Source organism: Streptomyces sp. NPDC043854, assembly GCF_056436005.1.
In genome coordinates, this window is record NZ_JBWKDK010000035.1 from 61,395 (window position 1) to 74,312 (window position 12,918).

The 12,918-nt window shown below is 69.1% G+C and carries 9 protein-coding genes; 6 read left to right on the plus strand and 3 right to left on the minus strand.

The window, feature by feature from the left end:
- Nucleotides 1-129 precede the first annotated feature (129 nt).
- From AC068A_RS26950 to AC068A_RS26960, 3 genes are all read left to right on the plus strand, one after another.
- A complete protein-coding gene (locus AC068A_RS26950) occupies nt 130-1,119 on the plus strand; it encodes a LysR family transcriptional regulator (RefSeq protein WP_478588831.1) in 990 nt (329 codons plus the stop codon).
- A gap of 514 nt (nt 1,120-1,633) precedes the next feature.
- Entirely contained in the window at nt 1,634-3,505 is a 1,872-nt protein-coding gene (locus AC068A_RS26955) for a DNA/RNA helicase domain-containing protein (RefSeq protein ID WP_478588832.1), read from the plus strand.
- 191 nt (nt 3,506-3,696) lie between these two features.
- The gene (locus AC068A_RS26960) at nt 3,697-3,825 is read left to right on the plus strand and encodes a DUF6408 family protein (RefSeq protein ID WP_478588833.1); all 129 of its coding nucleotides are present in this window, start codon (nt 3,697-3,699) and stop codon (nt 3,823-3,825) included.
- A gap of 56 nt (nt 3,826-3,881) precedes the next feature.
- On the opposite strand, the gene AC068A_RS26965 is transcribed toward AC068A_RS26960, so the two are convergent.
- The gene (locus tag AC068A_RS26965; protein ID WP_478588842.1) at nt 3,882-6,005 is read right to left on the minus strand and encodes a DUF2075 domain-containing protein; all 2,124 of its coding nucleotides are present in this window, start codon (nt 6,003-6,005) and stop codon (nt 3,882-3,884) included.
- Nucleotides 6,006-6,455: 450 nt separating this feature from the next.
- Between AC068A_RS26965 and AC068A_RS26970 the strand changes: the two genes are divergently transcribed.
- Entirely contained in the window at nt 6,456-7,181 is a 726-nt protein-coding gene (locus AC068A_RS26970) for a hypothetical protein (RefSeq protein ID WP_478588834.1), read from the plus strand.
- A gap of 560 nt (nt 7,182-7,741) precedes the next feature.
- Here the strand turns inward: AC068A_RS26970 and AC068A_RS26975 are convergent.
- Nucleotides 7,742-9,073, minus strand: a complete 1,332-nt coding sequence (locus AC068A_RS26975; protein WP_478588835.1) for a class I SAM-dependent RNA methyltransferase — start codon at nt 9,071-9,073, stop codon at nt 7,742-7,744.
- Nucleotides 9,074-9,219: 146 nt separating this feature from the next.
- Nucleotides 9,220-11,268, minus strand: a complete 2,049-nt coding sequence (locus AC068A_RS26980) for an APC family permease (RefSeq protein ID WP_478588836.1) — start codon at nt 11,266-11,268, stop codon at nt 9,220-9,222.
- A 219-nt stretch (nt 11,269-11,487) separates the two neighbouring features.
- Between AC068A_RS26980 and AC068A_RS26985 the strand changes: the two genes are divergently transcribed.
- Both AC068A_RS26985 and AC068A_RS26990 read left to right on the plus strand, forming a co-directional pair.
- Nucleotides 11,488-12,156, plus strand: coding sequence for a potassium channel family protein (locus tag AC068A_RS26985; RefSeq protein WP_478588837.1), 669 nt, complete (start codon nt 11,488-11,490; stop codon nt 12,154-12,156).
- Nucleotides 12,153-12,818, plus strand: coding sequence for a potassium channel family protein (locus AC068A_RS26990; RefSeq protein ID WP_478588838.1), 666 nt, complete (start codon nt 12,153-12,155; stop codon nt 12,816-12,818). The genes AC068A_RS26985 and AC068A_RS26990 overlap by 4 nt, the downstream gene beginning before the upstream one ends.
- Nucleotides 12,819-12,918: the final 100 nt, after the last annotated feature.

Consider the following 12,918-nt stretch of genomic DNA (forward strand, 5'->3'; position numbering starts at 1 on the left):
GGCCGAGGGCACTGCCGCGCCGAGGCCGCCAGGGCGATGGACGGCCTTATCCTGTGTGACATTTCACATAAGACTGACGGGAGCCGGCTCCTGTCCGAAAGCCTTCGTCGCTCCCTAACATTGCGCGGCATGGAACTGGAGGTACGGCACCTGCGTGTGGTGTGCGCGATCGCCGAGGCCGGCAGCCTCACCCGGGCCGCCGCCGCGTTGTCCATGACCCAGCCGGGCCTCAGCACCCAGTTGCGCCGCATCGAGTCGATGCTCGGCGGCGTCCTGTTCGACCGGCGGCGGGCCGGAGCCACACCCACGGCCTTCGGCGAGCTGGTGCTGGCCCGGGCCCACGCCGTCCTGCCGGGCATCGACGCGCTCCTCGCCGACACCGCCCGCGCCGCCCGCCATCTGGCGTCCCCGGACCGAGTCCGCGTCGGATCGGTCGGTGCTCCCCTCATCGGCCACCTCATCCTGGCCATAGGGGCGTTGCTGCCCGAGGCCGAGGTGACCTCCCGATGCCACTACTCCCCCGTCACACTCCTGGACGACCTCGCCGCCGGCCGCCTGGAGGCGGCGGTCCTCGGCGACCACCCGGAGCAGGTCCTGCCGCCGCGCGACGGGGTGGTCCTCACCCCCCTTGTCACCGAACCCGTCTTCGCCCTGCTGCCCGCGACCCACCCACTGGCCGGCCAGGAGGCCGTGTCCCTGACCGAACTCGCCGATCACGACTGGGCGATGCCCCGGCCCGACGGCGACCGCACCCGCGAGTACTGGTCCTCCGTGTGCGCGCTGACCGGCCGCCGTCCCTCCGCCCCGCACGAGGCCGAGGGGCGCCAACTGATCGAACTGGTCCGCGCAGGCCTGGCCGTCAGCCTCTGCCAGGCCACCTTCTCGGAAACCCCCGGCGTCGCCGTCCGCCCCCTCGCCGGAAACCCGCTCTGGTACCGCCACGTCCTGGCCTGGCACCGCGACGGCCCGCTGGCCTCCCACGGAGACGACATCCTGCGCGCGGTGGCGGCCGGCTACCTGGACACGTGTGCCGCCAGCCCGGTCTACGCGAACTGGCGCCGCCAACACCCGGGCATGGCCCACCTCCCGCACGCCCACCCCCAGCGCACCGCCCCTTAGCCAAAGCCAGAACAGCAACCCTGCTCCGCACCTTCCAGGCCCCCGCACACTCCAGGCACAGCTCAGCGCCCCGTCAGCCAGGCCAAAAACCCACACCGGCCAACCCGCTGGAGCCCCCGCTCCCGCTCGTCGGCCTCCACCCGGCTGACAGCTTGCCGGCGAGGACGGCCTGAGCGATCAGTGTGCATCAGGGCAAGGCCCGGCTCGACAACTTCGGGCGTGCGCCCAACGTGCCTCACGAGCCTCGACCATGCGTCAAGACCTGGACGTGGCCTCCGGCGCGGCACCACCGCGCTCCTCCTCGCCGACGCGTCGGGCGGCGTGGCTCAGGTGGGCGTCGCTGGTGCTCACACGCTCGAGACTGCGGCACAGCGCCAGACTCGTGATCCACATTCTGTTCTAGAATGGCGAACACCATCTCAGCGGCCCGCCGGGCTTCCGATCCACCCCTGTGGAAGTCGAAGGACATGCCCCTACCCGCACGAGCTACTTCGTGCTGCCTGGGGGCATTTTCTTGCTGTTCCGTGAGTCCGCGGCATCGCTGGCCAACCGCACCCACCTCGAAGGACGGTTGGCAGAGCTCCTGACCGAGAACTTCCTGCACAAGCACCGCCACCGACCCCAGCCGTCGGAAGTGCGATCTTGGGAACGAAGCATCCCCGCGCTCACCAACGTGCTGGTCGAAGCCGGGCTCGGCGAGGTTGAGATGCTGCTGGAGTACGGGCTGCCGCTGACCAGCAAGCGCGCTGACGTGATACTCGCCGGTGTACATCCCGCCACCGGGAAGCCGTCGTACGTGGTCGTGGAACTAAAGCAGTGGAGCAATGCCTTCCCGGAGGAGAACGATCCGCTGCGATGCCGCATCGACGCGTACCCCGTGCCGGTTCTCAACCCGATCGAGCAAGTGCGGGGCTACTGCGACTACCTGGAGTCCTTCAACGGAGCGCTGGAAAAGCAGTCCGGGTCTGTCGCTGGGGTGGCATACCTGCACAATGCCACCGAGTTCGGCGTCGCAGGGCTGCGCGCCGTACCGGAGAACGAGCGCGGTCGCATGTTCACCGGTGAGCAGCGCGGCGCCTTCCTGGCCTACCTGCGTTCGAGACTGGCGCCGAAGCCTGGTGCCGATGCAGCCGACATCCTGCTGCAGGGGAAGATTCGGCCGTCCAAGCAGCTGATGGCTGTCGCTGCCGAAGAAGTCCGCAAACGGGAACAGTTCGTCCTGCTGGACGAGCAGCGCCTCGCCTATGAGACGGTGATGTCCGCCGTCAGGAAGGCTCGGCGGTCCAACCACAAGCAGGTGATCGTGGTGGCCGGCGGGCCGGGCTCCGGCAAGAGCGTGATCGCCCTGTCCCTGTTGGGTGATCTGTACCGGCGCGGAGTGCCCGCGCTGCACGCCACCGGATCGCAGTCGTTCACGAAGACCATGCGCAAGGTCGCGGGTGCCCGCAAGCCCGAGGTCCAACGGCTCTTCCGCTACTTCAACAGCTTCATGGAGGCCGAGCCCAACGATCTGGACGTGCTCGTCTGCGACGAGGCGCACCGGCTGCGCAAGACCTCCGCCAACCGGTACACCAAGGCTGCCCTGCGCACGGGTCGGCCGCAGGTGGCGGAACTGATGGACGCTGCCCGGGTTCCCGTGTTCCTGCTCGACCAGCACCAGGTGGTGCGCCCGGGTGAGATGGGCACGGTTCAGGAGATCCGGGACGCCGCGGCCGAGCAGGGGCTGGAGTGCACGGTGGTGGAGCTGGGCAGTCAGTTCCGGTGCGGTGGCAGCGACACATACCTGCGCTGGGTGACGGGCCTGCTGGGTCTGGAGGGCGACGGTCCTGCCGTCTGGGAGCCGGACGGCAAGGTCGAGCTGCTGACGGCGGACAGTCCGCACGAGCTCGAGGACTTCCTGGCTGCACGGCGCGCCCAGGACTACGGGGCTCGCATGTCCGCCGGCTACTGCTGGAAGTGGACGACGAAGATCACGCCGGACATGACCGCGCTGCCTGCGGACGTCACCATCGGCGATTGGGCGCGGCCGTGGAACCTGTACGGTGACCGCTCCCTCCTCGGTGCACCGCCCGCCCCGCTCTGGGCCACCGACCCCGCAGGCTTCGGCCAGGTCGGGTGTGTTTACACCGCACAGGGCTTCGAGTACGACTGGTCGGGCGTGATCATGGGCCCGGACCTCGTCTGGCGGACCGACCGCTGGATCGTCGACCGGACAGCGTCCAAGGATCCTTCCTTCACCAAGGCGACCCCGGACGACGACGTCGACCGCCTGGTCCGCAACACGTACAAGGTGCTGCTGACCCGAGGCATGATCGGCACGATCGTCTACTCGACAGACCCGGAGACCCGCGAGAAGCTCCGCTCCCTCGTTCCCACAACACACTGATCCTGCCGACCGGTTAATATCGGTGTGCTGCGCACCTTCCCGGAGGGTACGAGGCAATGGTTCATGTGCCGACCCCAACCGGCAGCGAGTGACGGATGGTTGTGCCCGTCGTGTGGTGACACACGACGTGAGCGTGGATGCCCGGTAGGGCGTCCCCCTGCCATTCCACATCTCACTGCTCTGGAGTGGCCATGACCTCGGTCGAGTACAAGTCTGCGCGTCGTGAGCGGATCCGCGAGATCCTGATCGACATCGCTGCGGGAGTCGCCTCCAATCTTCTGGTGGCGGTACTGGCAACGATGGCGCGCCTGCTCTTCTGACGCAGGCAGGTGGCGGGCCCGGTGAGCCCGCCACCTCACCCACTCGGCGTTCTCCGTCAGAACAGCCTCAGATCCGGCTCCTTCATCACACTCGTCTTCCGCTTCCGCCTTCCTCGGCCGCCCGCTCCCCTGCGAGGCCGGGGCAGATGCGGCTTTCGGGCCTCCGGAGGCAGGTTGGCCCAGGTGGGGCGCAAACCGTGGATCTCGACCTCTCCGACGAGTTCCCTCAGGTACGCCCGCGTTTCGGCATCCGTGGAATACAGCACGGTCGCACGGCTGGCCCTGGTCATCAGCACGTGGTACGCGTGGCGGACGAGCCTGGCGAACTCCTCGTCGTCGACGCTGCCGGGCTTCACCTTCGGGTCGAAGGAGCCGGGCCGGTCGACCCTCTTGATCCCCGAGTCCTCCTCCTTGCGCTCCTTGCCCCGGCGGAAGACCCATTTGCCGTCGCGGCGCACCATGTCCTCGCCCATGATCACACCGCACCAGTCCCACTCGAGGCCTTGCGCCGTGTACACACAGCCGACCTGGCCGAGGCCGTTCGCTTCGACGGACCAGGTCTTCGCCGGCGGCACCTGGCCGCCCTCGCAGTAGCTGTCGCTGTCTGCGTTCCACGGCCGGTGCCAGTCGCCGATGCGAACATCGGGCTCCAGTCGCCTCTCTTTGCCGAGCGGCTTCGTCCAGGGCCAGCAGTAGCCCGCGACCATGCGCGCGGAGGCGCCAGCCAGCGCTTCGGTGCGGATGATCCGTTCGAGCTCCTCCGGCGTGTCCGCCACCTCGATGTGCATCAACCCGTCCGGCCTCCACTGCTCGACGGGCTCGCCCGACACGCCGAGCACCGCCTGTACCCAGCGGATGTAGGCATCGCTGCCGCCGCAGCGGAACTGCTCCCGAAGGCTGCTCGGGACCAGTCGGGCGTCGTGCCTCCTGGCCGCGTCCTCGATGAGAGCGACGGTGCCGACCTCGTTCGGCCGGACCGACTGGCCCTCGTCCAGGAAGAAGACGGTGAGGCGCGAGGCTGCGAGGAGCTCGTCCACCTGCGGGCCCGTGCCCCAGTCCTCCGGCTTCCAGAACCGGTTGGTGGACCGGTCGCGAAGACGGTGCGCCTCGTCGCAGATCAACACGTCCAGTGGTGGGTCCGGCGGGGTGACGAAGTTGCTGAAGTAGGTGAAGGACTCCCTGAACTCCCGGTCTCCGTAGCCGACGTGCTGCTGGAGTGCACCGTTGAAGGCCCGACTGCCGCTGGCGTACTTGACCGTCCGCCCCTGCGCCTCCAGTTCCGCCTTGATCTGGAGGCCGATCGCGCTCTTTCCCGTGCCGGCTCCACCCGTGACCAGGAAGATCACTCGTCGCTCGTCAGGGACGAGCGCAGGGCGCTCGGGGTCCGGGAGCACCTTGGCGGCGGTCTCCATGACTTGATCGGCAACCTTCTTCTGATCTCCTCGCAGGGTGAAGACGGTGTCCTCCCCACGGGACCGGATCATCGCGTCGAGCAGGGGCGTGTTACGCAGACCCATGCGCTGCAGCATCGTCTCGGCCGCGGATGCTGCTCCGTCCTCCGCAAAGTTCTTCTGGAGGTCGGACAGCAGCTGATCGCGCTGGTCACCCGTGTACACACGCGCGTAAGCACCCGTCGGCGCATCCACGTCGATCAGGGGGCGCACCGAGTCGTCCGTGGCGTTGTGCAGGTAGGCGAAACCGCCGCACGCAAAACCGACGCTCCCGAACGGGCCGCGTTGACTCGTGAACGCCTGGTAGTACTCGCGCAACTGCAGAGCCGGGTGCTTCTTCTCCCCCATGCCCGGCACGTGCACCAGCTCCGCCGTAGCCCGCTCCACCCTGGTCACCATCGACCAGCGCTTCAACTCGACCAACTGCACGGACGGCCCGCTTCCCTCCGGATGCCGGCCCACCAGGACGACATCGATGAGCCGGGGATCACCGGACCGGTCGCTCTCGTCGACCGTCGCAGCGCACTCGACGATCATCTCGACGTTTCCGCGCCCCGCGGCGACCAAGTCGTTCGCGAGACTGACCAGGCTCTCTGCCCAGGCCGACCGCTCTGACAACGATGCCTCGGACCCCCGGAAATGCCGCCACCGGGCGGCGAGGTGCGGCACCATACGACGACGGGCGTTCAGGGTGAGGAGATCCTGCGCCGACAACTTCAGCAGGAGCATGGACACGGTGGTGATCCCCCAGGGCACGAGTGACTCGTGCGGGTGGGGGCATGTCCTGGTAGGAAGCCCGTCGGGCCGCAATCGGTTCCGGTGATCTTAAGGAACGGCTCGCCTGCCGAAGAACCCCGTCACGACCGACGGCTGGAACCGCAGACATCCTGGCCGGATAACGCCACAAGATCGCAGGGCTGGCTTCGCAAACTCTCCGGTCGTGGACACCTCCGACCGCCCGGCTCCGGCAGACATCCACAGACCTGGAACGAAAGCCCGCCCAGTGAGGTGTGCTGCCCTGCAACGCGCGCGACCGATGGCCCCGTACGGGTTCACGTACGCGCCGCCGCGAGTAAACCATCGCCGGCAGCCAGGCGCTCGCCGCGAGACGCACGCCCGTTGGACGAGTCTATCCGTGAGCTGGGCGCCCGGACTGCAGCTCTGCGGCCGGGACCTCTGGTGTCCCTCGCGGTGCGACGCTCGCTGAGCTGGGTCGTCAGGCACGGTCCGACTGCGCTCCGCGAAGCTGCACAGACGGTCGTCAACACATTGCCGGACGAAACTGAGCACCGCCTGGGGCTCCTCCTCCACACCGGTACCTACGACGGAAGATCATTCGGACAAGACGTATCCCACGCAGTGGACACCTGCCGTCAGCTTGTTGCCGACGGCAGGTCCACGGAGGTTTGGGCCGTCAGTCAGGCCCTCCAGGACGTCATCCAGGAACCCTCCGCACAGGAAGCCGGAGCACTGGAGATCGCCCGCGCTCTGGCGGACCATCCCGATCCCACGGTGCGCGCCGGAGTCCTCGGTATGGCCGTGTCGATGCTGCCCACCTCAATGGACTTGGCTCTGGAACTGCTCACTTCGGTCCCCTTCGGCGAGACGGGGGTGGTGCCCTATCGCCTTTGGCGGGCATTCACCTTGGACGGCGTCCTGTCCTGCCAGGACCTCACGGACTCCCAGCGCGTCTTCATCCTGGACCAGTTGACCAGTCTTCCCACACTGAGCGATCACACTGTGCAGCAGTTCATCGCCCATCTCATCGACGTCAGCGAGCGTGTCCAACACATCCGAGCGGGACTTCCGCGGGGCTCTGCCGTCGACCTCTTCTATAAGGCGCTGCAGGAGAGTGCTCAGCACAACATCGACCGCGCGATTGCCGACGACCTCAAGGACCGCTGAAGATCCGACGGAGACATGCGCGTCATGTGCCCGGACCAACTTGGGCACGGTCTCGTGCCTCGCGGCCCCAACGCTTCTCAAAACGGACAGAGTCCGTTCCAGCGAGAGGCAACCGCACCAGTCAGCCGAAGGGACGAGTGATCCGATGCAGCAAGCGGCCAGCGGGCCCGTCGAGCAGGCAGCGCATTGCGCCCGGATCGGGGCTCGCCCTCAACCGCCAGGACGAGGAAGACCTACAGCCCGATACTGATGTCACGCAGTGTGACTACCTGCGAAGGGTCCATGCCGCCCAAGCCTCTCGCCATAGGCACGCAGCAGCTCGCGATCCACACGGACGGCAGTTGGACCGAATCACATCGACCACCATGAGGCCAATCCCGCTGGTCGGCGCCGGACACCCGGCAAACGCGGGCCCCATCAGCCGAGCCAAAGCGTGACGTCGAACCCCGCCCGCCCAATGTGATGAGCTTTCAGGACGAGCGTCACACGAGCGTCAAGAACCTGAGAGGCGTGCGGCCACGGCTTGCGCCACCGCCGTCGACCCTTGAGGAATCCACAGGTCAGGCGCCTTCCCGCGCCGGCTCGAGGATCGCCACGCACTCCACGTGGTGGGTCATCGGGAAGAGGTCGAAGACGCGGAGGGTGCGGGGCTTGTAGCCCGCCTCGCGGAAGTAGGCCAGGTCGCGGGCCAGGGCCGCCGGGTCGCAGGCCACGTACGCGATGCGGCGGGCCGAGAGGGAGGCCACGTGGCGGACCGTCTGCTTGCCGGCGCCGGCGCGGGGCGGGTCCAGGACGACCAGGTCGCACTCCGTGATGCCGGTGCGCGGGAGGACCGATTCGACCTTGCCCTGCTCGATGCGGACCCGGGGGAAGTCGGCCAGGTTGTGCCGGGCGTCCTCCACCGCGCGCTTGCCCGACTCGATGCCGAGGACCGCTCCCGTCTCGCCCAGGCGCTCCGCCAGCGCGCCCGCGAAGATGCCCACGCCGCAGTACAGGTCCAGGGCCATCTCGCCCTTGCGCGGCATCAGGCCCTGCATGACGGCGCGGATCAGGGTGTCGGCGGCCTGCGGGTGGACCTGCCAGAAGCCGCCCATGCCGACGCGGTAGGTGCGGCCGTCGGCGCGCTCGCGGACGAAGGGGCGGCCGTGGACGCGGTGCGTCGAGCCGTCCTTCTCCTCCACGCGGAGGACCGAGACCGGCCTGTCGAGTTCGACCAGGGGGAGGCGGCCGCCGGGGCGGGGAGTCAGGACGACCTGGCGGTCGTTCGAGCCGGTCGCGGCGATGGCCTCCACCGAGGCCATCTGCGGCCACTCGCGCTTTTCGATGCCGAGTTCCAAAACGCCCGGGGCGGCGATCATGCAGTGGTCGACCGGCTCGACCTCGTGCGAGCGGTGCTTGCGCAGGCCGGCGCGGCCGTGCTCGTCGACGGCGTACTGGACGCGGGTGCGCCACTGAGGGACCTGCCCGGCCGGCAGCTTGTCGCCCTCGGCCGGCGCGACCGTGCCGTCCCAGCCGGCCTCCTCCGGGGTCAGCCCGGCGAGCCGGCGCAGCTGCTCGGCGACGACCTCGCCCTTGAGCCGGCGCTGGGCGCCCGGCTTGGCGTGCTGCCAGTCGCAGCCGCCGCACTTGCCGGGGCCGGCGTACGGGCACGGGGCCTCGACGCGGTCCTTGGACGCCGAGAGGACCGTGATCGCGTCGGCGCGCAGGAAGCGGGAGTCCGCGTCGCCCTCGGTGACCTTCGCCACGACCTTCTCGCCGGGCAGGGCGTGGCGGACGAACAGGACGCGGCCGTCGGCGGTCCGGGCGATGCAGTGCCCGCCGTGCGCGACGGGGCCGACCTCGACCTCGTACTCCTCCCCGACCAGTGACTGAATCTCGTTCTGCTGGGTCATGGCGGGGGGTGCTCCAGGGTTCGGGTCGGTCATGCGGAACGGCCGGACGGCCGACCCACCAGTCTACGTGGATCCCGTCCGGCCGTTCGCCATGCCGAGTGCCGGGTACCGGATGCCGGATGCCGGATGCCGGCAGTGCTGCTCCGCTACTTCGCCGCGCGGCTGTTCGTGCGCGGCGTGTCCACCGGTCCGCGGCGCACCGCACCCGGGGCGTTCCACTCCTGCCGCTTCCTCGCCCGCTTCCTCGCGAGCTCCGAGGACTGCAGCTGATAGGGGACGGACGTGACCATGACGCCCGGCGTGAACAGCAGGCGGCCCTTGAGCCTGAGCGCGCTCTGGTTGTGGAGCAGGTGCTCGTACCAGTGCCCGACGACGTACTCGGGGATGTACACGCTGACCGCGTCCCGCGGGTTCTCGGTGCGCAGGCTCTTGACGTACTCCACCACCGGGCGGGTGACCTCGCGGTACGGCGAGTCGAGGATCTTCAGCGGTACGTCGATGCCGCGCCGGTCCCACTCCTCCTTCAGCGCCCTGGTCTCGGCCGCGTCCACGCTGACGCTCAGCGCCTCCAGCTGGCTGGCGTGCAGCAGCTTGGCGTAGGCCAGGGCGCGCAGGGTCGGCTTGTGCAGCTTGGAGACCAGGACGACGGAGTGGACGCGGGACGGGCGGACGTATTCGTCGGGGCGCTCCTCGGCCGCGGCGATCTCCTCGGCGACCTTGTCGTAGTGCCGCCGGATCGCGGTCATCGTGCCGTAGAAGATCAGCATGCCGAGCAGGGCGACCCACGCGCCGTGCGTGAACTTGGTGGCGAGGACGACGACCAGGACCAGGCCGGTGAAGATCGCGCCGAAGGTGTTGATCGCCCGGGAGCGGATCATCCGGCGGCGCGCGGACTTGTCGCGCTCGGTCACGAGGTGCCGGTTCCAGTGCCGGACCATGCCGATCTGGCTCAGCGTGAAGGAGACGAACACGCCGACGATGTAGAGCTGGATCAGCTTGGTGGAGTCGGCGTCGTAGACCCACACGAGCAGCATGGCGGCGCCGGCCAGCAGCACGATGCCGTTGGAGAAGGCGAGCCGGTCGCCGCGGGTGTGCAGCTGGCGCGGCAGGTAGCGGTCCTGGGCGAGGATCGAGCCGAGCAGCGGGAAGCCGTTGTACGCGGTGTTGGCGGCCAGGAACAGCACGAGCGCGGTGGCGGTCGCCAGGATGACGAAGGCGATGCTGCCGCTGCCGAAGACGGCCTCGGCCACCTGCGAGATCACCGGGTTCTGCACGAAGTCGGGGCCGACGGGGACGCCGTTGTCGAGCAGGTTGGTGGCGGGCGCCTCGGCCATCCGCACGTCGGTGGCCATGGCCAGGCCGATGATCCCGCAGAACATGGTGACCGCGAAGATGCCCATGAGGGCGAGGGTGGCGGCGGCGTTCCTGCTCTTGGGCTTGCGGAAGGCGGGGACGCCGTTGCTGATCGCCTCGACACCGGTCAGGGCGGCACAGCCGGAGGAGAAGGCCCGCAGGAGCAGGAAGACCAGCGCGAAGCCGGCCAGCCCCTGGTGCTCGGGCTTGATCTCGAGGTGGGCGGTGGGCGCCTGCATGGTGTCCCCGACGACGAGACCGCGCCACGCACCCCAGATGATCATCGCGAAGACGGCGCCGACGAACACATACGTGGGGATGGCGAAGAGCTTCCCGGATTCCTTCACACCGCGCAGATTCATCAGTGTGAGCAGAAGAATCATGACGATCGCCGAGAGCACCTTGTGCTCGATGACGAAATCCACGGCGGAGCCGAGATTTTCCACTCCGGAGGAGATCGACACGGCCACGGTCAGTACGTAGTCGACGAGCAGGGCGCTTGCGACGGTGAGTCCGGCCTTGGGGCCGAGGTTCGTATTGGCGACCTCGTAGTCGCCGCCGCCGCTGGGGTAGGCGTGGACGTTCTGCCGGTACGAGGCGACCACGGTGAACATCAGTACGACGACCGCGGCGGCGATCCAGGGGCTGTACTGGTACGCCGACACGCCTGCGATGGACAGAACGAGCAGGACCTCGCCGGGGGCGTACGCCACCGAGGAGAGCGGGTCGGACGCGAAGACGGGGAGGGCGATCCGCTTCGGGAGGAGTGTTTCCCCGAGGCGGTCGCTGCGCAGCGCCCGGCCGATCAGGATCCGTTTGGGCAGGTCGGTCAGTTTGGACACGGAGAGGATCGTATGCGTTCGAAATCGGGCTGACGAACCCCCCGCCGGTATTCCGGTGCGATGAAGCTCGGATGCGCCGGTGATGCGCCGGGGAAGCACTGCGATGCGCTGCGGCGGCCGACCACCCGTGTGTAGCTTGGCGGTGGTCTGAGACCCTGTTAAGCCAGAGCATGTAAAGAGGCTGCGAACCAGCGAGCGCTGACAGCCGGAGGGACGGCCGTGCACATCGTCATTATGGGATGCGGAAGGGTGGGCTCCGCCCTCGCGCAGACCTTGGAACAGCAGGGGCATACGGTCGCGGTGGTCGACCAGGACCCCACCGCATTCCGTCGGCTGGGAGCCGGGTTCGGCGGCCGCCGGGTCACCGGCGTCGGCTTCGACCAGGACACGCTGCGCGAGGCCGGAATCGAGGACGCGGGCGCCTTCGCGGCGGTCAGCAGTGGTGACAATTCCAACATCATTGCCGCCCGCGTGGCCCGCGAGATGTTCGGCGTCGAGAACGTCGCCGCCCGCATCTACGACCCCAAGCGCGCCGAGGTCTACCAGCGCCTCGGCATCCCCACCGTGGCCACCGTGCGGTGGACCGCCGACCAGATGCTGCGCCGGCTCCTGCCGTCCGGTGCGGAGCCGCTGTGGCGCGACCCGAGCGGCGGGGTGCAGCTCGCCGAGGTGCACACCGCCCCGGCCTGGATCGGCCACAAGGTCAGCAGGCTGCAGGACGAGACGGGCGTGCGCGTGGCGTTTCTCACCCGCCTGGGCGAGGCCATGCTGCCGACGTCGCAGACGGTCCTGCAGGAGGGCGACCTCGTGCACGTGATGATGCGCACGGACGAGATCGAGAAGGTCGAGGCGGCCTTCGCCGAGGGCCCCGAGGAGGAACACGCATGAGGGTCGCGATCGCCGGAGCCGGCGCGGTGGGCCGCTCCATCGCGGGCGAACTGCTGGAGAACGGGCACGAGGTGCTCCTCGTCGACAAGGCTCCGACCGCCATCTCGGTGGAACGGGTGCCGCAGGCCGAGTGGCTGCTGGCCGACGCCTGCGAGATCACCTCGCTGGACGAGGCGGCGCTGCAGCGCTGCAACGTGGTCATCGCGGCCACCGGTGACGACAAGGTCAACCTGGTCGTCTCCCTGCTGGCCAAGACCGAGTACGGGGTTCCGCGTGTCGTGGCGCGCGTGAACAACCCGAAGAACGAGTGGCTCTTCAACGAGTCCTGGGGCGTCGACGTCGCGGTGTCCACGCCGCGCCTGATGTCGGCCCTGGTCGAGGAGGCCGTCAGCGTCGGCGACCTGGTGCGGCTGCTCCGCTTCAGCCACGGCGACGCCAACCTGGTCGAGCTGACCCTGCCCGCGGAGTCCCCGGTCGCCGGGACCCAGATCAGCGAGATCAGCTGGCCCCAGGACACCTCGCTGGTCACGATCATCCGCGGCAACCGGGTCCTGACCCCGCACGCGGAGGAGACCCTGGAGCCGGGCGACGAGCTGCTGTTCGTGGCCGCCCAGGCCCGCGAGGGCCAGCTGGAGGACCTGCTGCAGGCCCCGCGGCAGTAACGGGCGTGGGGGGGGGGGGGGGGGGGGGGGGGGGGGGGGGGGGGGGGGGGGGGGGGGGGGGGGGGGGGGGGGGGGGGGGGGGGGGGGGGGGGGGGGGGGG

Bases quoted from the DNA above. Each gene is read 5' to 3' on its own strand.
- AC068A_RS26950 (WP_478588831.1), top strand. From the start codon at position 130: ATGGAACTGGAGGTACGGCACCTGCGTGTGGTGTGCGCGATCGCCGAG.
- AC068A_RS26960 (WP_478588833.1), top strand. From the start codon at position 3,697: ATGACCTCGGTCGAGTACAAGTCTGCGCGTCGTGAGCGGATCCGCGAG.
- AC068A_RS26965 (WP_478588842.1), bottom strand. From the start codon at position 6,005: ATGCTCCTGCTGAAGTTGTCGGCGCAGGATCTCCTCACCCTGAACGCC.
- AC068A_RS26975 (WP_478588835.1), bottom strand. From the start codon at position 9,073: ATGACCCAGCAGAACGAGATTCAGTCACTGGTCGGGGAGGAGTACGAG.
- AC068A_RS26990 (WP_478588838.1), top strand. From the start codon at position 12,153: ATGAGGGTCGCGATCGCCGGAGCCGGCGCGGTGGGCCGCTCCATCGCG.